General features: G+C 39.8%; 14 protein-coding genes. 3 read left to right on the top strand and 11 right to left on the bottom strand.

The annotated features are described in order from the left end of the window. Nucleotides 1-6: 6 nt before the first annotated feature. Complete coding sequence (locus DSM02_RS03505; protein ID WP_128764367.1) at nt 7-3,021, bottom strand: SusC/RagA family TonB-linked outer membrane protein; 3,015 nt, start codon at nt 3,019-3,021, stop codon at nt 7-9. Nucleotides 3,022-3,278: 257 nt separating this feature from the next. Here DSM02_RS03505 and DSM02_RS03510 point away from each other — a divergent pair, with 257 nt between their 5' ends. Both DSM02_RS03510 and DSM02_RS03515 read left to right on the top strand, forming a co-directional pair. Continuing rightward, a complete protein-coding gene (locus tag DSM02_RS03510) occupies nt 3,279-4,997 on the top strand; it encodes a GMC family oxidoreductase (RefSeq protein ID WP_128764368.1) in 1,719 nt (572 codons plus the stop codon). A 3-nt stretch (nt 4,998-5,000) separates the two neighbouring features. Beyond that, on the top strand, nt 5,001-5,714 hold the full coding sequence (locus tag DSM02_RS03515) for a gluconate 2-dehydrogenase subunit 3 family protein (protein WP_128764369.1): 714 nt from the start codon (nt 5,001-5,003) through the stop codon (nt 5,712-5,714). 160 nt (nt 5,715-5,874) lie between these two features. Here DSM02_RS03515 and DSM02_RS03520 read toward each other — a convergent pair whose 3' ends face one another. From DSM02_RS03520 to DSM02_RS03555, 8 genes are all read right to left on the bottom strand, one after another. Further along, the gene (locus tag DSM02_RS03520; RefSeq protein ID WP_128764370.1) at nt 5,875-7,062 is read right to left on the bottom strand and encodes a Gfo/Idh/MocA family protein; all 1,188 of its coding nucleotides are present in this window, start codon (nt 7,060-7,062) and stop codon (nt 5,875-5,877) included. A gap of 6 nt (nt 7,063-7,068) precedes the next feature. Further along, nucleotides 7,069-8,406 carry a Gfo/Idh/MocA family protein gene (locus DSM02_RS03525; protein WP_128764371.1) on the bottom strand — a complete coding sequence of 446 codons (1,338 nt, stop codon included), beginning with the start codon at nt 8,404-8,406 and terminating at the stop codon, nt 7,069-7,071. 2 nt (nt 8,407-8,408) lie between these two features. Beyond that, nucleotides 8,409-9,785, bottom strand: coding sequence for a 3-keto-disaccharide hydrolase (locus DSM02_RS03530; protein WP_128764372.1), 1,377 nt, complete (start codon nt 9,783-9,785; stop codon nt 8,409-8,411). A gap of 106 nt (nt 9,786-9,891) precedes the next feature. After that, nucleotides 9,892-11,937, bottom strand: a complete 2,046-nt coding sequence (locus DSM02_RS03535; protein WP_128764373.1) for a glycoside hydrolase domain-containing protein — start codon at nt 11,935-11,937, stop codon at nt 9,892-9,894. A gap of 47 nt (nt 11,938-11,984) precedes the next feature. Continuing rightward, on the bottom strand, nt 11,985-13,304 hold the full coding sequence (gene fucP / locus DSM02_RS03540; RefSeq protein WP_128764374.1) for an L-fucose:H+ symporter permease: 1,320 nt from the start codon (nt 13,302-13,304) through the stop codon (nt 11,985-11,987). Between the two features lie 191 nt (nt 13,305-13,495). Next, a complete protein-coding gene (locus DSM02_RS03545) occupies nt 13,496-14,305 on the bottom strand; it encodes an alpha/beta hydrolase (RefSeq protein ID WP_073100616.1) in 810 nt (269 codons plus the stop codon). Between the two features lie 30 nt (nt 14,306-14,335). Then, entirely contained in the window at nt 14,336-16,048 is a 1,713-nt protein-coding gene (locus DSM02_RS03550) for an arylsulfatase (protein WP_128764375.1), read from the bottom strand. Nucleotides 16,049-16,163: 115 nt separating this feature from the next. Continuing rightward, nucleotides 16,164-17,972 (bottom strand): glycoside hydrolase family 2 protein, encoded by a 1,809-nt coding sequence (locus DSM02_RS03555; protein WP_128764376.1) that lies wholly within the window; start codon nt 17,970-17,972, stop codon nt 16,164-16,166. 252 nt (nt 17,973-18,224) lie between these two features. On the opposite strand from DSM02_RS03555, the gene DSM02_RS03560 reads away from it, so the two are divergent. Then, a complete protein-coding gene (locus tag DSM02_RS03560) occupies nt 18,225-22,193 on the top strand; it encodes a hybrid sensor histidine kinase/response regulator transcription factor (RefSeq protein WP_128764377.1) in 3,969 nt (1,322 codons plus the stop codon). Between the two features lie 40 nt (nt 22,194-22,233). On the opposite strand, the gene DSM02_RS03565 is transcribed toward DSM02_RS03560, so the two are convergent. Then, nucleotides 22,234-23,742 (bottom strand): rhamnogalacturonan acetylesterase, encoded by a 1,509-nt coding sequence (locus tag DSM02_RS03565; protein ID WP_128764378.1) that lies wholly within the window; start codon nt 23,740-23,742, stop codon nt 22,234-22,236. 165 nt (nt 23,743-23,907) lie between these two features. Continuing rightward, a complete protein-coding gene (locus DSM02_RS03570; RefSeq protein ID WP_128764379.1) occupies nt 23,908-26,754 on the bottom strand; it encodes a glycoside hydrolase family 2 TIM barrel-domain containing protein in 2,847 nt (948 codons plus the stop codon). Nucleotide 26,755: the final 1 nt, after the last annotated feature.

Raw genomic sequence — 26,755 nt, forward strand, 5'->3', positions numbered from 1 at the left:
TTAATATTAAAAATTAACATTGACACCTGCAGTAACAGTAACTGTTCTTGGGTAGAAGTTTCTATCGTCAATACCAGGATATAGCCCAGTATCCTGAACTTCTGGATCACGACCTGTGTAACCCGTGAACGTTGCTAGGTTTCTCGCGCTTCCAAAAATGCGTAACGCAGTAAAAGGACTAGCTTCTGAAAGATTGAAATTATAACCTAGCGTAAGGTTATCTAATTTCACAAAATCCCCGCTTTCAAGGTAATAGTCTGAATATTGCGGAGCCTCACTAATCATACTGTATTGACCCAATGCAGAAGTAAGCACGTTGCCTGGTAATAAGCTTGGGTTTCCATAGAATAAGTCTACTGTGTTTAGAATATCGTATTTAAACTTACCTCGTAATAATACTGTAAGATCAAAATTCTTATATCTGAAGGTATTTGTTAATGAAGCGTAATACTTAGGTAAACCATTACCTATTATCGCTTTATCCTCTTCAGTCATATCACTCCCTCTCCCTATAGAACCATCTGCTTTATGAAAAAGCCATTGACCATCAACTGTAAAACCGGCAAAGCGTTTTCCATAAAAGTTTCCTATAGGTCCTCCTTCAGTATTTCTAATCGCATTTCCTAAATTTCCCGGGTTTCCTATATTACCACCATAGAGCTCACTAACTGAGAAAATTTGGTTTGAAAGTGTAGTAAGTTCGTTTTGCTGATAACTACCTACAAGATCTACACTCCACTTAAAATCACCATCATCAATTACTCTATAGTTAAGTGCTACTTCAACACCATTATTAGTAATATTCCCTACATTAGTATAAATACTTCCCTGTACAAAAGGAGGTTGAGGCACGTCATAGCTTAGCAATAAGTCTTCAGTACGTCGGGTATAGTAATCTATAGACCCACTTAATTTATTATATAAAATACCGAAATCAAGACCTATGTTGAATTCTTTTTTAGTCTCCCATTTTAGATCTGGATTTGGGTTTTTGACCGGTCCATACGTTTGATAATAGGTAGCTCCATCAGCACCGTCTAAAAAAACCGGATATTTACCACCTGTGCCTAAGGTTACAATAGATTGATAATTAGGGATTCCCTGGTTACCGGTAATACCATAGCCTGCACGCAGCTTTAAATTATTTAACCAAGTTGCATCCTGCACAAAATCTTCATCAGAAATCAACCAAGCACCAGATATCGCAGGGAAACTTGCCCATTTATTATTGGCTCCAAAACGTGAAGAACCCTCATGTCGTACAGAAGCCTGAAGAAAATAACGATCCTTATAATTATAACTTAATCTCGTGAAGTAAGCTATAAGTGTATTGTCTTCCTTAAAACTAGAAAGATTAGGTCTTGGTAAATCTGTATCTGTAATTGCATTTCCTGCTCCAAAATTCCAATCTTCAAAACCATCTGTAGTAAAACCACTATTATCCATCGAGTAGTTTTCGGTAGTTGAATATTGATAGCTATACCCCCCCAAAAGCTCAAAACTATTTTCACCTATATCTTTAGAAAATGTTATAGTAGGCTCAACCGTCTGTGTAAAATCTAGATGGCTTCCTTTGTAGGCATAACCCGTCCCAAAATAAGGACTACCCGTATTGTATTGCTGATAATCCTGAGTAGAACGGTAAAAACGATCATCCCAAGAATTTCTTTGGTAAGAACCAAAAACTGAAGCAATCAAACCAGGAAAAATTTCATATCCTACTTTTACATCTCCAGAAAATGTAAGTTGTTTACGCTGATTAAATCGGTTTGCATATTCAGAAAAAGGATTGTATCCGTTTTCTGGTTGGTAAAATCCATAACGCCCTTGATTGAATAAAACACCTTCTTCTGAAGTATTAAACGGTGCATAAATAGGCGCAGTAGGATTCCAATCAGTAACAATACCAAATTGACCACCACCTAATAGATTTGCATCATTAATATTAACAGCAGCACTTGATGAAAAGGTTAATTTGTCATCAAAACCCGTCTGATTAAAACTTGCACGTACACCAAATTCTTCTCGACCATTTTCAAGTGCTATTCCTTGAGAATCCTTATAATACAGCGAAGCTCTATAATTACCGGTCTCACCACCACCCGAAGCTACAAAGTTGTGGTACTGAGTAAGATTTGACTTGTTTATTAACTCATCAAAAATATCTGTAGAAGCTCCTAAGTCGTTATTTGCACCTATAATCCCATCGGCAATTGCTTCTCTAAATTGATCAGCAGATAAAAAATCTGGTTTACTATTCACATAATCTCGTGAAACAAAAGTTGAGTAATTAAAAGTACTTACTCCTTTTTTACCTTTTTTAGTAGTAATTAAGATAACACCATTTGTACCCCGAGTACCATAAATTGCTGCCGCAGCACCATCTTTTAACACATCAAAAGACTCTATATCATTTTGCTGAAGTAAATCAAGATTCCCTCCAGGAATACCATCAATTACGATAAGTGGTGAAGTTGACCCTGTAATTGAAGTAACTCCTCTAAGCTGAATTGCTGTCCCGCCATTAGGATTGTTACCGCCAGCTCTTGTTATTTGAAGACCTGCAACTTTACCCTGAATCAATTCTACAGCTGAAGATACAACACCTTGATTAAAATCTTCAGTTTCTACCTTAGTAACCGCCGTTGATACAGCTTTACGTTCTTGAGAACCGTAACCTATCAAAACAACTTCGTCTAGGGATTGCTCATCAGATTCCATCGTTATAGTTAATGAATTTTGAGTACCTACCACCTGCTCAGTAGTGGTCATCCCAACATAAGAAAATTCTAATACCGAATTGTTAGATGCTACATCAATACTAAAGTTCCCATCAAAATCAGTCGCCACACCATTATTGGTTCCTTTTTCCTTAACCGTAACTCCTGGAAGAGGCATCCCCCCAGAGTCTGTGACTGTCCCGGTCACGGTCTTACTTCCTTGCGCAAGTATGTTTTGAGTGGTGATCATACCCATCGCACAGAAGAAAATCATAATAAATTTTCTTAGTTTTTTGTTCATAATTGTTTTCTTGTTTTACGGAATTTTAATTCCAATTGTTTCACATGTTTATTTATCAAAAAGTTTTTACAACGTTAAAGTAAAACGTTTTAGCAATTTTAATAAAACGTTTTACTATAATTGCAATTAAAATGGTTAAATTTAGATAAATTAACATAATAGATGTTTTTAACAAGTAATTATTAATATTTGGCAATTATTATGATTTTATACGCCAAATAATTAAACATAATTTAAATTTTTAGTATCCTTACTTTATGCAAATAAAAGAATCATCAAAAATCTACGATGTCATCATTGTCGGCTCTGGTGCCGGGGGTGGTATGGCAACAAAAGTTCTGGCAGATGCCGGACTCAAGGTTGCAGTGATAGAAGCAGGTCCTTACTTTGACCCTGCCGCCCCAGAACAACGCACTCAATTAAAATGGCCTTATGAGTCTCCCAGACGTGGTGCTTCTAACCATAGACCTTTTGGTGATTTTGACAGTGCATACGGTGGTTGGGAGATAGAAGGAGAACCTTATACTCAAAAAGATGACACGCAGTTTGACTGGTTTAGATCTAGAATGCTGGGTGGGCGTACCAATCACTGGGGGCGTATTTCTTTGCGTTTTGGAGAGCGAGATTTTAAACATTATAGCTATGATGGGCACGGTGATGACTGGCCTATAGGTTATGAGGATGTCAAGCCTTATTACGACAAAGTAGATAAACTTATAGGTGTTTTTGGTACTAAAGAAAATATAGAAAATGAGCCTGATGGCTTTTTCTTACCCCCACCCAAACCCAGACTTCACGAACTTTTCTATATAAAAGGAGCACGTAAATCTAACATACCAGTGATTCCATCACGCATGTCTATGCTTACTAAAAAGATAAATGACGATCGCGGTATTTGTTTTTATTGTGGGCAATGCTCTCGTGCGTGTGCGGTATATGCTGATTTTTCTGCAGGAACATGTTTGATCTTTCCTGCTCAAAAAAGTGGAGGTCAGATTGATCTTTTCGTGAATTCTATGGTACGTGAAGTAACCACAAATGAAGAAGGAAAAGCTACTGGGGTTTCTTACATTAGCAAAGACGATCGTAAAGAATATAAACTCAAAGGCCGTGTCGTTGTGCTAGCAGCTTCTGCTTGTAGTTCTGCGCGAATTCTTTTAAACTCAAAAAGCGAGCAACACCCTAATGGTTTGGGTAATAGCAGTGATATGGTAGGTCGATATTTGCACGATTCTACCGGCGCTAGCCGTTCAGCTTTTATTCCAGATTTAATGAACCGGGATACCTATAATGAAGATGGTGTAGGCGGAATGCACGTATATACACCTTGGTGGGGCGATAATAAGAAACTGAATTTCCCTCGTGGATATCATATTGAAGTTTGGGGAGGTCTGGGAATGCCAAGCTATGGTTTTGGTTTTAACCCTAATGACCTCAATCGCTTTTTTAATCAGAAAGTTGGCGGCTATGGAAACAGTCTTCGTAAAGATATCAAAAAATATTACGGCTCTACCATAGGTATGGCTGGCCGTGGCGAGTCTATCGCTATGAAAGACAATTATTGCGAGATAGATCCTACCACGGTAGATGAGTTTGGTATTCCTGTGCTTCGTTTTAATTATAAATGGTCTGAACACGAAGTTAACCAAGCCAAACATATGAACGATTCTTTTGAAGAAATTGTGCACAATATGGGAGGTACTATGCTACAAGATGCTCCTTCAAAAGCGTCTAATTACGGATTAGAAAATCCTGGCCGTATCATTCACGAAGTAGGAACTACCCGTATGGGAAGCGATCCTAAAACTTCAGTAGTAAATGAATTTCAACAATTGCACGATGTAGACAATGTGTTTATAGTAGACGCCGGTCCTTTTGTATCTCAAGCCGATAAGAATCCAACCTGGACTATTTTAGCGCTTTCGTGGAGAGCTTCAGACTACATCATAGAACAACTTAAACAGCAAAATATTTAGATTATGGACAGAAGAGACAGTTTAAAATCTATGTTTTTAGGTTCTCTAGGAACCGGTCTTTTACTTACTGGATGCAATACTGATGTGTCTGCTCCAACTCCAGAAATTGCAAAAGCAGCTGAAGATTATTTTGGCCGAACCCCTAAAGAAGCTGCATTAATAGAAGAATTGAATTCTGAACAGTTTTTTAATGAGCACGAGATGGAAACCTTAAATATTTTGTGTGCGCTCATTTTACCGGCAAACGATGAGTACGGGAGTGCTACAGATGCCGGGGTACCCGATTTTTTAGAATTTATTGTTAAGGATATGCCCCATTTAAAAACTCCAATACGCGGGGGGTTGATGTGGCTGGATCACGCTTCTAATTCCACATTTAATACTGAATTTCAAGAGGCATCTGAAGAAAACCAAAAAGCTATTCTTGATACCGTAGCTTTTCCTGATCCTGATAAGCCCGGTTGGGAACAACCCGTACAAGTACAGTTTTTCTCTTTGATGCGAAATCTTACGATGACAGGATATTATACTTCCGAAATGGGTATTAAAGATCTGGACTATAAAGGAAATCAACCAAACATTTGGGATGGTGTTCCCGAAGAAGTTTTACAAAAGCACGGCGTAAGCTACGATCCGGAGTGGATTGCGAAATGTGTTGATCAAAGTCAGCGTGGGGTTACAGCAGAATGGGACGATGAGGGAAATTTAATCACCTAATAAAGTTTTAGCTATAGCACATAAAAGCCTCCTGATACAGGAGGCTTTTGTATTTATAAAAGAATTTAATGACTCTAGTAAACTCTACCTTAAGGAAAAACCGTGACGCTTTTAAAGCTCGATTATCGAGTAAAACCTAGGATCAATTAAAGTTGAACGATTAAATAGTATGCTTAGGATTCCATTGTACAATTTCATTATTTAGCATAGAATCTAGAGCCATCTGAACGCATATAGCCGTGTTTGCACCGGTTTTTAAGTCAGACAAAGGTTTTGTGTTATTCTTGATCGAATCTCTAAAATCCATTAAAGCTTGTTTACTGGGATCTGCGTGACTAAACTCAAACGGAATACCTTTACCAGCTTCCCAAGGTATTGTTGCTCCTGCAACACCATCTACATCTGCGCGTTTTTTAGTATAGTTTCCTTCCGGGTAAAACCATCCATTTACATAATCTAAAATGATGGTACCTTTATCACCCATTACTTTAATTTGGTAATCGTCTTTTGCATTTGTAGTGAGACAGGTAAATGTAGCCTCTACCCCGCTGGGATATGAAAACAGGTGGTGTACATTATCATAAGTTTCCCTGCCGTCCTTCCAGTAATCAATTCCACCGGTACCAAAAACTTGGGAAGGTGTTTCTCCTAGAACCCAGTTTACAAAATCAATTTGATGCGAACACAATTCTGCTGTTAATCCACCTGAATATTCCCGGTACATACGCCAGTTTATCATACGCTCTAATTCTGGTTTGGGAACATTACGTCGCCAATTACCACTGCGATTCCATTGACACTCAAATGCGGTTATCTTACCAATTTTTCCATCTTTGATAAGATCTACAACATGAGTATACAATCTGGAACTGTGATACTGATGACCGGTTTGAAAAACCAAATCTCCTTTTTGAGCATCAACTACATTTAAAATATCTTCATAACCCTTAGCCATGGTTTTCTCTCCATAGACGTGCTTCCCAGCTGCCAAAGCATCTAATTCTATCTGACCATGAGTACTGAACGGTGTGGAAACTAAAACTGCATCAATACTCTTATCTTCCAGCAATTTTCGGTAATCGGTATATGCTTTTGCAGAATCACCAGCTCTCTTCATTCCATTATCTAAACGAAACGGAATAATATCACAGCAACCGGCAACTTCTATCCCTTCGATACCATTCATTACCGAAATCAATCCACCACCCCGATCTCCGGTCCCAATAACGCCGATGCGTATGGGCGCATTAGTTCCTATGTGTTTATTGATATAAGCAAATCCCGGACTCACAGATGAAACTGCCGCCGCCGCGAGACTGCTTTTTATTACAAAATCTCTACGCTTCATTTCTCACTAAATTTTGGGTTCCCAATTAGATTCATAATCCCGACTCCAAAGTTGCATAGCATCCCGATCATAAATTCGACCTGTTTTATCATCTATGTCAAAACCGTGACCTACCCGGTATGCCATATTTGCATAATGCACCATCGCCATACTTACTGAAGCATCTTCAATGGGTGCTTTCAAGGTTTCTTTTCCGCGAATGCTTTCAAAGAAATTAACCATATGTGCAGTTGAAGAGTCACCTCCACCCCCCAGTGCGAGTCCACTTTCATCGGTCTCATCGCTCTGCTTGATTACTTTTCCGCCGCGATCCATCAACAGATAATTAGAACGATCTACAAGTACTGAACCTTCGGTTCCAAAAATTAACGTACCGCGACCACGACCGTAAGTGTTATACCCATTGCGACTTTTGCCATCCCAATTGATGACTTTATCGTCTTCAAAGTTGAACGTTGCATACATTGTATCATACATCTCCCAGCCATCGTTTTTAAAATGTCTTTTTTCAGCTTGAACCTCAGCGTATTTTGGAAAATTTACGCCTAATGCCCAACGTGCAATATCCAATTCATGTGTTGCATTATTCCCGGTTTCTGCCGTACCATATGCCCAACCATACCAGTGCCAATTGTAATCCCAGGTTTCACTGGTATACGCTCTTCTTGGTGCCGGCCCTTGCCATAAATCCCAATCGAGTCCGGCCGGTACAGCGGCCTTTTGTTGAATTGGCGTTTCTCCCCGTGCATTAGAATAAAAAGCCACTGCTTTATATACGTCGCCAATTACACCTTTATGAATCTGACTGATAACATCTATCGTATGTAAAGAAGAGCGCTGCTGATTGCCCATTTGCACTTTTTTATCAAACTTTTTTGCAGCTGCTACCAGCAATTCGTTTTCATCCATATTGTGACTACACGGCTTTTCTACATAAACATGCTTTCCAGCTTTTAAAGCCATAACAGAGCCCGGAGTATGCCAGTGATCTGGTGTTGCATTAACCAGAATATCTACATCTTGATCATCAATAACTTTACGTATGTCGTTCTCGAGTTTAGGACTGTAATCAATATGCTCTTTAAAATTCTTAAGCGCATTAAGTCGGCTTTTTTCCATCACGTCACATAGATATACTAAACGCACATTAGATTCTTTACGAGCTATGGGCGCATAATAGGCCCCCAGGCGACGACCAAGTCCTGCAACAGCAACATTAAGTCTATCATTTGCTCCTATAATATTGCGATAACTACTGGCAGCCATACCCATTGTGGTGTTACTCAAAGCCAAAGCCGTACCGCCTAAAAGTGATTTATTTAAAAAAGATCTCCGTGTTGTCATAATTAAAGTTCTTTGATTTTGATGTTTTTAAAAGCTACACGATCTCCATGATCCTGAAGGAGTATGTTTCCCTTTTCAAATGTTCCGAAGCCTGGCCAGTCTTTATATTTACTTTCTTGAACCAGTTGTAAAAAAGCATCGGTATTTCTATCATATTCAAGCACTTTTACATCATTTAACCAATGCGCTACATGATTATCCTTACTCACAATTCTTGCGGTGTTCCATTCTCCTATAGGATTCACTGGCTTAGCAGGGTCTGCCTGAATTAAATCGTACAAAGAAGCCAATGTGCGACTGCCTTCGTGATTACCTAACTTAGCATCTGGATGACGCATATCATCTAAAATCTGATACTCTAAACCAATTGAAGAACCTTCTCCTTTATTCAAGTCTGTATCTACATAATACTTAATACCACTATTTGCACCTTCAGTGATTTTAAAATCTACTTTGAGTTCAAAATCCTGATATTGTTTTGCAGTCACAATATCTCCTCCTGCCGCAGACTCTTCACCTCCGGTAGCAAGTACAATAAGTTCTCCATTCTCTATAACCCACCCCTTTTCAGGGAAATGATCTAGTTTTCCTCCACGCCAACCATCAGTGGTTCTACCATCCCATAATAATTGCCAACCGCTATCTTTTTCGGCTTGTGTTAAACTGTTTTTCGTATTGAATGCCTCCAGACCCATTGGCTTTGCATACTGTTGTACATTTTCTGTAATAATGTTGATATTCTTCCAACGAATTTCTTTACCCGGCTTATCGTTATTTCCGATTGAGTGAACCTGCAGTGCTATAAAACCTGATGCGGTCTGGTCATCAATTAAGTGCGCAGCTTCCACCCCATTGATCCAGGTTTTTAAAGTATCACCCAAAGCTTCTACCCGATAGTGATTCCATTCTCCTTGCTTAAAAGCTTGCTGTGCTTTTGTATTTCCTGTTAACGGATATAGCCATCCCTTGCGCGCCTCATCATAAATACCAGCACTCCAGGCCCGGTCTGAAGGATCAATCTCGATCTGATAGCCATGTACTCTTCCATCCTTAAAATCAGGTTCGCTTAAACTGCGGATTTGTATTCCGGAATTCATAGTAGAATCTACTTTATAGTCTAATTCTAAAATAAAATCTCCATAATTCTGAGTCGTTGCCAAAAAAGAATTAGGAGTATTCGCTACTGTAGTTCCCACAATTTCATCCCCCTCTATTTGATAATCTGCTTTACCATTCAACTGCTCCCAACCGGCAAGAGATTCTCCATCAAACAAAGGTTTCCAGGGTTCGTTACTGTCTTGATTTGATTCTTTACAGGAATTTAATACGAGCACTCCTGCTATAAAGAGTGGCAAGAGCTTCAAATTCTTTGTAATCATAAAATAGTTTTTAGTTAATATATAGTCTCTTTAAATTTACGCAATCAACCTTGTAATACTTATAAAAAAATAGCGGAAGCCTCTTTAGGTTCTTCCGCTATTTAACTTAGTTTAATTCAACTGTTGTTATAAAAGAATGGGTTGTTCCCCAACCCGTATTAGGTATTTTACTGGTTTCGATAATTAAGTTTCCGCCAGATTGTATTTCCTGATGTGTCAACCAGTTTCGGTTTATAGGTTTACCGTTTAAACTAGCTGATTTCACATAAAAATGGTCTTTATTGTAATTCTTCACTGAAATTTTAAAGGTTTTACCCGGAGCTATATTCAGTTTTACTTCCTCAAAAATGGGCGCTGTCAAATAATAAATAGGGCTCCCAACATTTGCTACCGAAAGACCGATACTGTGTAACACAAACCAGGAAGACATGGTCCCTGCATCGTCATCCATCGTGCGTAAATAGGCTTTGGGTTTATTTTGATATATGCGCCCGATATACGGATCTATCCCTTTACTATTGTCATTAAAATACGTCTGCACTACGGTATCCAGAAGAATTTCTCTAAATAACTTTTGTGACTTCCAAGGTTGGTTTGTGGCGTTATACAATCCTGGGACTTGCAAGTCTGGCTGATTGGCATGATTGTAATTGAACTGTTCAAAAAATTGATCTAACTGATTTGTAAAATTTTCTGAACCACCTGCCAAACTTTGTAATCCTTTTATATCCCAGGGTACAAACCAGCGATATTGCCAAATAGTTCCCTGATAGAGCCCCCTTGCCTGCATACGGTCTACATCATTTTTAGTCAGATCTTTAAAATCCTTATCCCAATAAGCTTTATAATCTAAAGCTTTATTCAAATATTCTTTGCCAGAACCTGTATCGCCCATCTCCTTAAGGATCTCACTCATTGCCCACAAATCGTAAGAAGATTCTAAAGCTTTATCCGGCGCACCAAAATCGAGCGTTTTACTCTCATCTATTAAAGAATCTTTTATCGCTTTAAAATCTACCTGATACCCTTTTTTATAGGCATCAAGCAAAACAACCATTGCATGTTCAGTACGAACGGTAGGCGAAGTTTCATGTTCTGTTGCCCAATTCTTTTTCCCGAAGCGATACAGGTTTGCAATGCTCGTAGTGATATCTTGATAAACATCAGGATATACCAGAGAAAGTAGGGGCAACTGCTCTCTGTAATTATCCCAGATTGCCCAACCGTTATACACCTTATAATCTTCATTCTGAACAGAGCCATCTGTTGCTCTAAAGGTACCATCTTCTTCGGAAACTAAAAACGGAGACTGTGCCGTACGATACAGTAAGGAATAGAATAAATCTAAGCGATCCTGCTCACCTTTGACCTCAATATGATTCAATTGTTTTTCCCAACTTGCCGAAGCTTCTTCTTTAAGTTGACTGAAGGATTTAGAAGTAATTCTCTTTTTTGCATAACCTTCATTTACTGAAGAAAAACCAACCTGAACTTGAGCTGCTACCCCAACTGATTTAACAAGCAATCTGTGTGCATCAAGCTCTTGAATAATCGCTGTTTCCGGCAATTTAATCGCGTAATAAATACGGTAAGTCCCCGCGTGGCAAGTTGTTTTAGTATCTACATAACCCGAAATTAAATTTCTTCTGATCTCGTGAGTTTCTGAAACAAAGCGATTGCTCAACGCAAAAGACAGATCAATGAATAAACCGCTGTTTGTATTGGGAAAACTGTAGTTGTGCATCCCCAGATTTTGAGCAACGGTCATTTGTGCTTCAATTCCATTTTCAAAGTTCACCTCATAAAAACCGGGTGTTGCTTGCTGCTTGGTGCGTATCAAATCAGTCTCAGCATCTGCATTGAGTATGGGTTTTATAAGAATATTACCACCGCTTCCGGTACAACCTACACCTTCCATTCTGGTATGTGTAAAGCCATCAAATTCTTTAGCATAATACTCATACCCCGTATGCTGGTGTGGATTAGTCTGCGGCCCCAGATTCATCATATTAAAAGGCGTAGTCGCTGAGGGGGACATCTGCCCGTGATCGCCACTCGTACCTAAAAAGACGTTTACAGATCTATTTTTTTGTTGCTGTGTATAACCGGATAGTGCAAGAAAACAAAGGAGAATCGGGATAACTTTATTCATTAAATATTGTTTTGATTTTAAACTTTAAAAATAAAGTTTTGCTGCACTTAGGCTATTTCGGCAATGTTATGTTTTTTATGAATCCACATCCCATAAATCGCGACACTCACAAAACAGATAACGGGTAGTAAAAAAGACAAGTTCATTTCTGATAGCCCCATTATGGTAATGTCATTTACTTCTACTCCTCCTAAATCTATAATCATTCCTTGTAGCTTAGGTAACAATGCTCCACCTACGATTGCCATAACCAGACCTGCAGCGCCTATTTTAGACTGGTCTTCTTTTAAACCTTCTAAAGCGATACCGTAAATAGTAGGGAACATAATCGAAAGAAAAAGGGAAACCATCACCAAACTGTATAAACCAGCATCTCCCTCTAAAACGACTGTTCCTAAAGCAAATAGACCTCCTAATGATGAGAAATAAAATAACAATTTGCCCGAACTTATAAACTTCAATAAATAAGTACCTATTGCACGCCCTACCGTAAACAGGATAAAGGCAACCAATTGATAGTTTGCAGCTGTAGAACTGGAGATCCCTTTGGATTCAGCATATTGGTAAATGTAGGTCCAGCATCCTATTTGCGCACCCATATACAATACTAGCGATATCACGCCCAGAGTGTATTTCTTATTTTTAAACAACTCACCAAAGGTATCTTTAATGCTAGGCATAGCCCCATCTCCTTTAGCCTGCGGCATTTTGTTCACCGCGATTAGGATTAAAATAGCCAAAACAACCAGACCTAAAATCACATACGGGTTCCGAATCACCATCAAATCAGCAGATTTTATAAGGAGCTTTTGAGCTTCCGGCAGTGCCGAAAAATTCTCCACATCATCGGATTGTAACAAATCAAGAACAAAGAATTTTGCTACCATCAAGCCCACAATCAACCCAACCGGATTGAATGCCTGCGCCAGATTTAAACGCTGTGTGGCTGTTTTTTGATCTCCCAGCGCAAGAATATATGGGTTTGCGGTAGTCTCTAAAAATGCCAGACCAAAAGTAAGAATGTACAATCCTAAACAGAAAAACCAGAATTGCCCGGTTGTTGCTGCAGGGTAAAATAATAAGGCGCCACCGGCGTAGAGCGTGAGACCAACCAAAACCCCTGACTTGTACGAGAACTTACGTACGAAAAGTGCCGCCGGAAGCGCCATGCAAAAATATCCTCCATAAAAAGCCATCTGTACCCATGCGGCTTGTGAATTGGATAATTCTAATACTTTTTTAAAAGCCTGAACCATTGGATCTGTTACCGCATTTGCAAACCCCCATAGTGCAAATAAAGATGTAACCAGAATAAAAGGGAGTAGTAATTTTTTAGGGACAACCGGAGTTGCTTGAGATGTATTCATTTATTTAATATTAAAACCATTGCATTTCTGAAATCGAACCCACACAATCGTTGTAGTTGAGTACTTTCAGAAATTTCAAAACGATGTTTGTGTAAAACCTGAATTAGCGAAAACGATATCTAAAAATACCACTAAAACGTTTTACTTTTGTAAATCTATATTTTAAAAGTCAAAAATAAAAGTGCAATTATTTATTTCTCAAAATAGGAGTTAAAAAATACCAATTGGTATTTGATAGCATTACGCCAAAAATCCCAGGTATGCCCTCCTGGACTTGAGATAAACGTATGCGGTATATTAGTGTATTCAAGCTTCTCGTGCAGGTTTACATTAACCTTGTAAAAGAAATCAGATGTACCACATTCTATAATTAGTTTTAATGAATCAGGCGTTAACAGGTTTGTAAGGTTGATCACCGTATTGGCCTCCCATCGCTCTTTATGTTCTGCATACGACCCCAGATATGAAGCCAGTTCCCAATTGTTAGGAAATGGAGTTATATCCACGCCGCCGCTCATACTACCGGCAAGTGCATATATATCCTGATGCTTAAAAGCCAGATACAATGCACCATGTCCTCCCATACTCAAACCGGTGATTGCTCTTCCACTCTTATCATTAATAGTACTGAAATGCTGATCTACCCAATGCACCAATTCTTTTGCAACATAAGTGTCATATTTACTTTCAGGCTTAACTTCACTGTCAAAATACCAGCTACCATAGTTTCCATCAGGACATACGATAATCAGCTGGTATAGATCTGCATAATCATCCAAATCAGGTACTTGTTTTGACCACTCTGTGTAATTTCCGGAATAGCCATGTAGCAAATAAACTACCGGATATTCTTTGGATGTCGAATACCCTTCAGGAGTAATTACAATAGCATGGATATCTTTCTGCATCGCGTCACTGTGTGTCGTAACCGTTTGTATTTTTCCGGCATAAGCCGAAATAGAAAAAGAAAGAGCCAGAAAATAAATACCTAACAAACGCATAGCTGATTTTTTAGATTGAAAAGTTAGCTATTAATTTGGGAAAACATCGGTTTCCTGTGCCATTGTATTCCATTCTTCTTGCATCGCAGATACCCGGTCTGGAAATTGAGTTGCAAGATTATGCATCTCGGTACGATCTTCTTTAAGATTATACAATTCCCAAGGTGCATTAGCGTCTAACTTAACCAGTTTCCAATCACCCTTACGCAAAGCAGCAGCTCCAAAATGTTCCCAAAACAAGGTTTCATTTATCGTGGTTTCTTCAGCATTTTTAATTGCAGAAACCATACTGTTACCCATATATGGGTCTATCTGCTTCCCATTAAATTCCTCGGGATATTCTGCACCAGAAAGCTCTAGAACGGTAGGCATAATATCTATAATATGCGCTGCAGATGATTTTACACCTCCACGTTCTTTAATTCCGTTAGGCCAGTGAATGATAAATGGAGAGGTGATTCCTCCCTCATAAACACGTGCTTTCCAATATCTAAATGGTGTATTGGCCACATTAGCCCATACCGGACCGATACCAGACATAACCGTTTCGGGTCCGGGAAGGTGCTTCTCACTTTTCTTTACAGGATAGTGTATCTCCTCCCCTTCTCGGGTTTCTGAAGGTCTGTCAAAACCAATTCCGTATTGTGACGGGCGCTCAGAACTTGCTCCGTTATCAGACATAAACAGAATTACTGTATTGTCTAACTGACCGGTCGCTTCTAGCTTGTCTATAAGTTTACCTATATTTTGATCCATACGATCTATCATCGCTGCGTGAACCGCCATTGCCCGGGAATCCCACTTCTCATCTTTGTTTTTTGCCCAGTCTAAATCAGGAAACATAAATTCTGAAAGCTTTGTGGTATCTCCTTTAAAAATTCCTTTTTCGATCAGTTTTTTATAACGTTCTTCTCTGATTTTTTGCCATCCAGCATCGTAAACCTGCTCGTACTTTTTGATCTCTTTTTCCGGAGCCATTAGTGGCCAATGCGGAGCACAATGCGCTACATATAGAAAGAAAGGTTTTTCTTCTTTTACAAAATGATCCACATAAGCTACTGCAGAATCCCCTATGGCATCTGTATAATAAAAATCATCTGGCACTTCTTTTACCGGCTCGGTACCATTAACCAAAGCAAACGGATCAAAATAGTCTACCACACCCCAAATGTTTCCATAATATTTATCAAAACCCCGTGCTGTTGGATAGGTGTCTAAATCTGAAAAAGTTTCCTTTTCGGTTTGATGATTCAACCATTCTAATTGCTCATTGCCTCCCAAATCTTCAGTGGGTGAAACGTGCCATTTTCCTACCATTCCGGTCTGATATCCCGCAGTTTTTAGAACTTCGGCTAAAGTCACCGTCTCATCATCTAAGCGACCTCGATAACCCGGAAGGTTACGATCCATCGTCATCTGCCCTATCCCTGCCTGATGTGGATATTGTCCGGTGAGTAAAGCTGCCCGAGAAGGGCAACACCGGGAAGTATTATAAAAAGAATTAAAACGCAAACCACCCGCCGCAAGACTATTGAGGTTAGGGGTATCAACTTCACCGCCGTAACATCCCAGATCTGAAAAACCCAAATCATCTGCCATGATCAACACGATATTAGGCTGATTTACCGCTGTTCCTTCTGCCTTTGCGGTATCTGTATTAGCATTTCTACAGTTAATAAACAACAAAGAAGCTGTTGATAATAGCGCAATTTTTTTAAAAAAGTTGTGAGACTTATAATTCATACTAAAAATGGTAAAACGTTTTACTTCGTGTTAAAATTAGATTTAAAAAAAGCAAAATCATAGTTCTCTATTAAAAAATTGAGAACTATGATTTTGAAATACTTCCTAAGATCTATTAGTTATGGAGTTCATGGATAACTTCGGAATTGATTTTATTCACCCGTTTGACATCAAGTTTATCAATATCACGGTCATAGGTCATAAGACCGTTTACCTCCCCTTCTACATCTGTCGTTTGTGTATATATCGCTCCAGAAAACCCAGCACTTACGAGCTCTTTTAGCTTTTCGGCATAAGCAACATACTCATCTGTAACTTCTTTAGAATTGTTGAATTTCACATAACCCCAGTTGTTACCTGTTTTCCATAAATGCCCTTCTAATGGCAAACCTATGCCGCCATACTCACCAATCACATTAACGCGGTTTGCATCGTACAAATACATTTTAGGAGCCGGATAATGATGCAGATCTAAGATGTCTCCGGTCTGGAAAAAGTTACCGCCACTTGCCGAATTCACTAAACGTGAGGGGTCGTATTCATTAGTCCAATCTGTGATCTCTACAGTTTTAAACTGCCCCCAGGATTCATTAAACGGCACCCAGATCACGATACTTGGGTATGAGTATAAATAATCCATGATTTCTTTCCACTCTTTGCGGTAGATCGCTTCAGACTTGGCGCTGCGTTCAAACTCATTCCCTTTATGATAATTTTGATTTTGCCAATCACGAGAATCATCTCCATTAGGCATGTCTTGCCAAACCAAAATCCCCAGGCGATCGCAATGCGTATACCAGCGTGCCGGCTCAACTTTAACATGCTTACGTATCATATTATACCCATAATCTTTGGTCTTGATGATATCGTATTTTAAAGCTTCATCAGTAGGCGCTGTATATAAACCATCAGGCCACCAGCCTTGATCTAAAGAACCAAACTGGAAATAATCTTTATTATTCAACTGCATACGCACGATACCTTTATCATCCCGTTTTTTAGAGATTTTTCGCATAGCGAAATATCCTTTAATCACATCCTGAGGTTTTCCGTTAGCGCTAAGTTCTATTTTAGTATCATACAAGAATGGAGATTCTGGAGACCATAATTTTGCGTCTGGAATAGTTATCATCAGTTGCTCACCAGCAGCTGCTTTTGCTGTTGCGATCGTTTTGTTTCCATCTAAAACAGTAACTTCAACAACATCACCATAACTAAAATCTGCTGAAGCAACATCAAAGGTAACCGTGCTCTTATCAATATCAGCAGTGGTACGCACATCTTCTATATGCTTTGCCTGCACAGGTTCTAACCAGACGGTTTGCCAAATCCCGGTTACCGGAGTATACCAGATGCCATCAGGTTTTTTAACTTGTTTCCCTCGAGGCTGTGGCCCATCGTTTGTAGGATCCCACACTTTTACCGTCAATTCTTGTTTGCCGCTTTTTAAAAACGGACTAATATCAAATGTAAAGGGTGTAAAACCTCCTGTATGTGAACCTATTTTAACTCCATTGATCCATACTTCAGTTTCCCAATCTACCGCACCAAAATGCAATAAAATCTCTTTATTCTTCCAACTTGAAGGAACCGTAAACTCCCGGTTATACCATACTTCTTTAGCAGCACCTACTTCTTTCATCACGCCAGATAAACTTGACTCTACCGGAAAGGGCACTAAGATCTCCCCGTCGTATGCGGTAGGGGCAGCAGCTCCTTTATTCAGAATACTATACTCCCAAAGACCATTTAAATTCTGCCACGTATCGCGTTGCATAATAGGACGTGGATATTCTGGTAAGACATTATTCACATCTAGTTGAGAAGCCCACTTAGTCTTAATCTTGTCACCCGCAGGTTTCCATTGTGCAGATACTGACGCAGCAACGAGTAGCAGTACCACTAAAAGTTTATTTTTTTTCATATTTAGAATTTGATTTAATTTCGATCATAAAGATTTACAACGTTGTAAATTTTGAAAATACATTCTTTAAGAAGTTCAAAGTAATATATACAATCACTTATTTAAAGCGGTTTTTTGTATCAATTTGGCATTAAATCAATTCAAAAACACCTTATTTCTAAATATTTACAGTTATATGGGACGATATGTTGAAAGGCTGAACTGTTTTATTGCCTTGATAGCTGTATCTTTTGACTCCTAATTTATTAGACCTTGAAATATTTTATTTACACCTTTTTTCTAACCCTTTTTTTAACGCAAAATCTGATTGCTCAGGATTATTATTTTGAGCATTATACTGTAGAGGATGGTCTATCGCATAATACGGTTTTATCTTCTTTACAAGATTCAAAAGGTTTTTTATGGTTTGGTACTAAAGATGGTTTGAATCGTTTTGACGGTTATTCTTTTAAACGTTTTCAGTATAAAACAAATGATAAAAAACAACTTTTAGGTAATTACGTAGAATCAATACTAGAGCTTGACGGACATATTTATGCCGGTACAGATAATGGCTTATTTCAGTATGATTATAAACAAGAGAATTTCACTTTAATTGAAGGTACTGAAGATATAATCATACACGATATCGAATCTGATAGTTCGGGTAATCTCTGGTATATAGGCAACGGAACGATTTACAGATTCAATCCCGCTACAAAAACAACTTTAAATTTTCCTCCCAGTAATTACTTCACTTGTACACAGCTTTTACAAACTCCTAACGGGGCTATCATTGCTGCAGGTTTAGATGAACTTTATCTCTATGAAGAAAACAGCGATTCTTTTAAAAGCTTAGGCTTTAAAATACCCAATGTCTTATTGTCTGCCTTTAACATCAACGCACTTCTTATGCTTAATGAAGAGGTGATATTGATGGGGACACATAATTTTGGAGTGCTTTCTTTTAACCTCAAGACTAAAGAAACCGAACAGTTTTTACCGGTTGAAAACCCGTTTTATATTCACAGCCTGGCGTTGCGTGACAACAAGGAACTCTGGGTCGCTTCAGAATCTGGTATTCACATTTACAATATAGAAACTAAAGAGTATACCAACCTTACCAAAAATTACAACGACCCGTATGCCCTTTCTGATAATGCCATTTACACCTTAACCATTGATAATAATGACGGTATCTGGGCCGGTACGTATTTTGGTGGAGTGAATCATTACACTCCTACTTCTCGATTCTTTAAAAAGTTCTTTCCCAAACCTGCCGAAAATTCAATTGCAGGTAATGCTGTTAGAGAAATTAAAGCAGACCATAACGGCAATATTTGGATAGGTACAGAGGATAATGGCCTTAGTAAATACAACCCTAAAACGGATACATTTACAAACTTTAAGTCTAAAGAATCCGGTGGGATTTTAACGCATCACAATATTCATGCATTAATGCCTGATGGTGATCGCATGTGGGTGAGCTATTTTGACAACGGTATAGACCTCATAGACATCAATACCAACCGGATTTTAAAACATTATCAAGTAGGTACTCTGGGCAAACAGCGTAATAATTTTGTATTCAGTCTGGTCAAAACAAAAGAAGGAAAAGTCTATGCTGTGACAGTGCGTGGTATCAAAGTATTAGATCCCAAAACTGACCAGTTTGTTATAAGCGATTATTTTCCTGAAAACTACCATTATACTTCTTTTATTGAAGATACTCGAGGTATACTCTGGGCCGGTACATATTGGGATGGCATCTATTATTACAACCCTAAAAATCAAGAAAAAGGATACTATCAGGAGGAAAATTCAAAAAACAGAACAATAAGTCACAATCACATAAATGGTATTTATGAAGATGCCTCGCAACGCTTGTGGGTTACAACAGAAAATGGATTAAACCTTTACAATCCAAATTCACAGGAATTTAAAACCTATACTACTCAAGACGGTTTTCCCAGCAACGTCTTCTATACAATTCTAGAAGATGACTCGGGTAAATTATGGACGACTACTTCTAATGGACTAACTTCATTTGACTCCGACTTTAAAAATTTAAATACCTATACAAAAGCACAAGGTTTATTAGGTAATCAATTTAATTATAACAGTGCTTACAAAGATCCAAATGGACGTATTTATCTGGGAAGTGTGAATGGGATGGTTAGTTTCAATCCGTCAGAATTTATGGAAAACAGCCTAGAGTCACCCTTATACCTGACCGGCTTACAGATCAACAACAAAGAGATTTCGGTAAATGAAACGGATAAAAATCCCATTTTGCCAGAATCTATCACAACATTAGATAAACTCAAACTAGGTCCTGAAGACTCATCCTTCAGTATCAATTTTGCAGCACTGGGGTATAATGCCCCTCAAATGACACAATACTGGTACAAGTTAGACGGCCTGAATACAAACTGGGTTGCTCTAGGCACCACAAACACCGTACACTTTACAAAACTGAGCCCAGGTGATTACACCCTACACGTAAAATCGCAAAACAGTAATGGAGTTTGGAGTCAAGAAACAACTCCTTTACAAATTGAAATTCTCCCGCCGGTTTATCTTTCTACCTTTGCATTTGTAGTGTATGCACTCTTTATAATACTGCTTATTGCTGTTGCTTTTCGCGTATATCATCTTTATCTGGCGCGAAAAAATAACCGCCGCATGAAACTTGCAAACGATAAAAAAGAAAAAGAAGTCTATCAGGCTAAAATTGAATTCTTCACCAATATTTCTCACGAGATACGCACTCCCTTAACCCTGATTAAAAGTCCGTTAGAAAAGATCTTAAACAATAAGAAAGCATATCCTGAGATCTCAAGTCATCTTTCCATAATGAATAAGAATACCACGCGTATTCTGAATCTCGTGAACCAGTTATTGGATTTTAGAAAAACGGAAATTGAAAATATAAGTCTCACCTTCGTTCAGACTGACATCTCACAACTGGTACGTAAAACAAAGAGTAGGTTTACGGAAGCTATTGCAGATAGAAATATGGAACTGCATCTGGATATTGAGGACAATGTTGTCGCCTTTGTAGATGCAGAAGCGCTTAAGAAAATAGTGAGCAATCTCATTAGTAATGCTCTAAAATACGGAGATAAACAGATCTATATCCAACTTAAAAAAGAAGCGATTCATTTTACAATTAGTGTTAAGAACGACGGGTATATCATCCCTGAAACAATGAGCAAAAAAATATTCGAGCCTTTTTATCGCCTTTCTGAAGGCGAGAACCAATCGGGTACTGGTATCGGTTTATCGCTTGCCCACTCGTTAACCGAGATGCACGACGGCAGTCTTAAATTGGTGACTTTAGACAAAACCTTAAATACATTTGTGGTGCAGCTTCCTATTCATCAAAAAAATCATTTTGAGTTGTACGATAAGAAAACTCCAGAACAAGAACCAGTAGTTATACCCAAAAAACCTGAGAAACTAACTTCAGGAACTAAACCGGTTATCATAGTCGCAGAAGACAATAAGGATCTGCGAGACTTTGTAGCAAAAGAATTGCATGAACATTACAAGGTTTACACTGCAGAGAATGGGGAAATCGCTTTAAATCTTTTAGAAAAACATAGCGCGCACCTTGTTATCAGTGATATTGCAATGCCGGTGCTAGATGGTTTTATGCTTTGTAAAGAAATTAAAACAAATATTGAAACCAGTCACATACCGGTTATTTTACTCACTTCTAAAACCGCGTTATCTGCAAAAATAGAAGGATTAGAGAGCGGTGCAGATGCTTATGTAAGCAAGCCTTTTTCTGTAGCTTTTTTAAGTAAACAGGTTGAAAATCTCATCGAGAACCGAAAGCATATTATGCAACATTATGCCACGTCTCCACTCGCACATATGCGCAGTATTGCAAATACCAAAACCGATGATGCATTTATTAAAAAGTTAGACGATACCATTGCTGATAATATGGCAGATTCTAATCTCAACGTAGAAACGCTAGCCGAAATTATGCATATGAGTCGCTCTACTTTATATAGAAAAATTGCTGAAATCACCAACCTCAGCCCTAACGAACTCATCAATATTTCTCGCCTGAAGAAAGCCGCAGAATTACTCAAAACGGAGAACTATAAAATCTATGAAGTCGCAGAAATTGTGGGTTATAATTCAGCAACGAGTTTTGGGCGTAATTTCCAAAAACAATTTCAAATGACCCCAACTGAATACCTCAACAGTGATCAAATTATAAACTAAAAAAGCCCGGTAAAACCGGGCTTTTATTGTGCAATTAATGCTATTCCTCTTTTATAAAAACATAGTCTCTTAAATCACTTTGGCGTAAACCCTCAAGCAGTTCTGCTACGGTAAGTGCGTTGAGTTTGGCTCCTGCTTTGTTGGTATGCGTGTGATCATCTGGGAAAAACACAGCAACACTGTCTTTTCCCATCGCTTCGTATTTCTGTGCCACCGCTTCATTCAGGTCTAAAAAATAACCGCCGGCTTCATTCACAGCTTCTTGAGCCCAGGTACCGTAACTGCCAGATGCACGGTCTACTTTCCCTTCAGACCAATCGTTACGGGGTATCATACTCAATACGATAGGTGTTGCACCTGCTGCTTCGGTTTCTTTGATGTATTGCTTCATATACCAGCCGTAGGTATGCACGGTTTCCGTACCGCTGCTGTCACGCTGTACATCCTGGGTTTCATCTCCCATTCCTTTGAGGGAACCGCGGTATTTTGCTTTATCAATATTTCCGCCATCGTTATGACCAAACTGCATCAACACAAAATCTCCCGGCTTCAGTTGAGACTTTACCGCATCCCACAAGCCCTCGTATCTAAAAGTGCGGCTGCTTCTCCCTCCCCGGGCTTTATTATAAACCGTCATTCTGGTGGTGTCGATGTGTTGGGGTAAGTAAACGCCCCAGCCTGTTTTACCATCCTGACCATTATCTGCAACCGTAGAATCGCCAATGATGAATAAATTTCGCTTTCGCGGAAGTGTGATTTCAGGATCCTCCAGCAAATAGTTTTTTAACGAATTATCGCTTTCTGTTAGTCCTTCTGCAATCAGGGATGCCGCAAGCACCGCTCCTTTTGCCGAAGTATGCGTGTGATCGCGCTTATAAAACAAATGTCCGGTAACCTGATCTTCCCCGCGGGCTTCCATTGCCGAAGCCATTTTATCATTCAAATCGATAAAAGTGACACCTTCTTCTTCGGCGATTTGCTTTGCCCAGCCCCCATACGAATCGGCATTGCGGGGTACTTTACCAGTGTTCCAGTCGTTACGCGGTATGGGCGCCATTATCACCGGGATAGCCCCTTTTGATTTCGCCTCGGTCACCACCTTGCGAAGGTACCACCCGTAACTGTGCACCACTTCGTGCTCCCCGGTAAGCATATTGTCAATCTCTTCGGTCTCTTCGCCTGTTCCTTTTATGGTCCCACGTGCACGTGAATCGTCATTTAAAGCACCATTGTCATTATGTCCAAACTGAATGAGCACATAATCCCCTTTTTGCAAACTGTCCAAAACCGGCTGCCACAATCCTTTGGATTGAAAGGTGCGACTGCTCGTTCCGCCCAAAGCGTGGTTTTCAACAGCTACCTGAGTGGTATCGAGAAACTGCCCGATATAATCTCCCCAGCCCCAGAGACCACCATCGCCTTTGCCCTGACCGTTCTTTACTGTTGAATCTCCTACACAATAGACCGTTGGCTTTTGCGCATTGACCGATTCACATTGCACAAAACATAGAGCCAGTATAAAAAGGCTGAAAAGTTTTACTAATTTCATAAATGATGCTTTTACTATTTTGGGCGCAACCCTTTGGGTCGGGCTTTTCGTTTCAATTCTGTTTGCTCGGACTGCTCACAATCCGGGATTTTCACTGCAATTCCTAGCGCAACTCATTTGAGTCTTAATTCAATTATCTAATATCTATAGTCTCACCTCTATCACCTATTCCCTAAAATCAAACCACAAGTTCATCGAGATTCCTTCATCACCGCTTTTGATTCTAATATTTGAAGGCTGACTGCTGGGCCCTTGTTGTTCCAAAGGTTTAAAAGCACGCTGCCCTGGAATTTCATACATAAACGAGATGTTTCCATTCGGAAAATCGGGCTGAAAATGACTGCCTCTAAATCCGTTTTTGGCTTCATCGGGTGTAAACAGGCGCAGGAATAACTTATCGCTTTCACTAAACACCTTAAAACTATTGGTACCGGCTTGTAGATTGCCCGCTAAGAAATTGGCGTAATAGCCTTTAAACTCTGGATAAACCAGATTCTCAAAACGCTCACCGGTTATGGTTGTGTTGTATTCTTTTTCCCAAATTCCGTACTCAATTCCTTGCAGGCGATTGCGCCAGGTGTGATACGGTCCGCGGCCAAAGAGTGTAATCCCCTCAACACCTTCTTCCGGGAAATCAAACGTGATCCCAAACTTATCGATATCTCCCTCATAAAAAGCGCCGTCAAAACCGCTGCTTCTTCCTGCGTTTTTTAATGCGATGAGTTCCATATGTACACGACCATCCGCATACATCGTCCATGTGATGTGATCGATTCCCCCGTTGTAATCAATACGGCAAACAGCTTGTTGACCCTCTTGTGAAAGGGTGACCTTATCAACTTCAGCTTTCATCCCAATAGGTTGCGGACCGTTTACAAAAGGGATGGAACGCTTTCCATCTTTAATATCGGTGATATAACCAGTTTGGGCATCCAGCTGTAAACTTAATGCTCCTGCACGAAGTGTGACAACGCTACCTTGCCTGCTGCCGGTAGCAGCTCGAGTGCTTTCACCAGCATATACAAATTTTTCAGCATAATAATCAGCTTTATGAATGGGCCAGGTCCAGGTATAAATCTCGCGACCGTGGGGATCTGTCGCCGTGATCTCCAGCCAATCTCCGTAAAAAAAGTCGGGTGAAACAGGGATCTGTAGTTTTCGGGTTTCTCCAGGCAAAGCATCGGGCACTTCAATACTACCCGAATCGACGATATGGGTTTCCGTTCCCGGCTGATAGAGGGCTTTGGCATCAGCCTGTATCACGCGATAGTTCATCCTTACCGTATTCAGGTTACTAAACAGATAGTCATTGGTTACCAAAAAGCTTCCGTCAAAGGTTTCGCTTATGGCTTTGGGCTTAAATTGTACGGGAGCCCAAACTTCTTTTACGGTATAAAAACTACCCTCTTTCTCACGATGTGGACCTAAAACGCCATCTGCCGCCAAACTGCCTTTGGAATCAAATTTCTCATCGCCTGTCCAATCTGAACGTAAAACAGCTTCATCTACAAAGGCCCATATAAATCCACCGGCAAACAACGGACTCTCGCTGTAGTGTTCCCAAAAATCTTTGAGTCCGGCTCCTATCCCGTTATCATAAGTTCCGTGCATAAACTCGGTGGGAAAAAACACATTTTCGCCATTCCCAAAGCGATGTACGCCGGTTAAATACGTAGGGTAGTGATGCGTATCCCAGCCGTTAAAGTCAGACCACGGGTGGATCACGATGCGGTTTTGAGGATCGTGCTTGGCAAACTCGTCGTCCAGTTCATAATTCCAGCCGCCTTCATTCCCCTGATCCCAGATAATTACGGAAGGATGGTTGACATCTCGGTCTACCATCTCTTTGATGAGTTTTTTCCCGGTCTCGGTATTATACGGATTTTGCCAGCCTGCGAGTTCGTCTAAAACAAATAGTCCGAGTGAATCTGCCACTTCCAGAAAGTGATCATCCGGCGGATAGTGAAACCGCACCGCATTCATATTCATATCTTTGATCAGGTTCACATCCATCACGCTGATGCGCTTGCTGGTGCTGCGGCCTCCTTCCGGCCAAAAGCTGTGCCGGTTGATGCCTTTCATTTTGATCTTGGTTCCGTTTACGTAAATGCCGTCCCGCTTTCTAAAATCAAGAGTTCTAAAACCTATGCGCTCGGTAATCTCGTGAATGGTTTTTCCGTTTTGTTGCAATTGCAGGGTCAAGATGTACAGATTCGGATTTTCAGGATCCCAGGTTTTGACCTCATCCCATTTAAATTGAATTTCTTCCTCCGCTTTTCCACGCAACTCAAGGCTCTGCGCTTCAAAAGTTTCACCCTCCCCTGAAAGGGGTTTAATACTTGCCCGAACAGTCAAATTTCTTGAAGGGTTAGCGATATTTAAGTGAGCCTTTAGGCTCCCGTCCATTTGGGGGTCTACAGCGACGTGATTGATATGCGTTTTCGGCTTGATCTCCAACCAAACCGGACGGTAAATTCCGCCAAAGAGCCACCAGTCTGCCTTCCGCTCTGCGTTATTTACACTCCCTATTTCAGAGTGCTTCCACACGTGCACTTCAAGAAGATTTTCTGCTCCAAATTTTACAAAATCGGTAATATCGTATTCAAATTCGTAAAAACCACCGTGATGTTTCGGGCCAACCACTTTTCCATTTACGGAAACTTCGGTATCGGTCATCACGCCACCAAAATGTATCGTAACAACTTCCCCCTTTGCAGATGCCGGCACTTCAAAATTGAGCTTATAAAAACCCTCTTCTTTGCTGGGCTCTTCTTGCTCCAGTTCTTTATACCAGCGGCCGTAAGTATACTCACCAAAACCCTGCAGCTCCCATTGTGAGGGCACCTCTATGGTAGACCAGCTCCCACTGTTATTCCCTCCCGAAACTTTAAAATCCCAGGTTTTGGGATGTTCAAAATCAGTTCCCGAAAGCCAGATTTTATCAGTTTGCTGAGCGATACAGCTTATAAAGCTGAAACAGTAAAGACTAAATACAAGAAGATTTTTTTTCATA

The organism is Leeuwenhoekiella polynyae, from assembly GCF_004104075.1.
GTDB lineage: Bacteria > Bacteroidota > Bacteroidia > Flavobacteriales > Flavobacteriaceae > Leeuwenhoekiella > Leeuwenhoekiella polynyae.

Excerpts from the sequence above, each read along its gene's own strand:
- DSM02_RS03545 (WP_073100616.1), bottom strand. The coding sequence starts at position 14,305 with ATGCGTTTGTTAGGTATTTATTTTCTGGCTCTTTCTTTTTCTATTTCG.
- DSM02_RS03550 (WP_128764375.1), bottom strand. The coding sequence starts at position 16,048 with ATGAATTATAAGTCTCACAACTTTTTTAAAAAAATTGCGCTATTATCA.
- DSM02_RS03555 (WP_128764376.1), bottom strand. The coding sequence starts at position 17,972 with ATGAAAAAAAATAAACTTTTAGTGGTACTGCTACTCGTTGCTGCGTCA.
- DSM02_RS03515 (WP_128764369.1), top strand. The coding sequence starts at position 5,001 with ATGGACAGAAGAGACAGTTTAAAATCTATGTTTTTAGGTTCTCTAGGA.
- DSM02_RS03520 (WP_128764370.1), bottom strand. The coding sequence starts at position 7,062 with ATGAAGCGTAGAGATTTTGTAATAAAAAGCAGTCTCGCGGCGGCGGCA.
- fucP (WP_128764374.1), bottom strand. The coding sequence starts at position 13,304 with ATGAATACATCTCAAGCAACTCCGGTTGTCCCTAAAAAATTACTACTC.
- DSM02_RS03530 (WP_128764372.1), bottom strand. The coding sequence starts at position 9,785 with ATGATTACAAAGAATTTGAAGCTCTTGCCACTCTTTATAGCAGGAGTG.
- DSM02_RS03570 (WP_128764379.1), bottom strand. The coding sequence starts at position 26,754 with ATGAAAAAAAATCTTCTTGTATTTAGTCTTTACTGTTTCAGCTTTATA.
- DSM02_RS03535 (WP_128764373.1), bottom strand. The coding sequence starts at position 11,937 with ATGAATAAAGTTATCCCGATTCTCCTTTGTTTTCTTGCACTATCCGGT.
- DSM02_RS03510 (WP_128764368.1), top strand. The coding sequence starts at position 3,279 with ATGCAAATAAAAGAATCATCAAAAATCTACGATGTCATCATTGTCGGC.
- DSM02_RS03525 (WP_128764371.1), bottom strand. The coding sequence starts at position 8,406 with ATGACAACACGGAGATCTTTTTTAAATAAATCACTTTTAGGCGGTACG.
- DSM02_RS03505 (WP_128764367.1), bottom strand. The coding sequence starts at position 3,021 with ATGAACAAAAAACTAAGAAAATTTATTATGATTTTCTTCTGTGCGATG.
- DSM02_RS03565 (WP_128764378.1), bottom strand. The coding sequence starts at position 23,742 with ATGAAATTAGTAAAACTTTTCAGCCTTTTTATACTGGCTCTATGTTTT.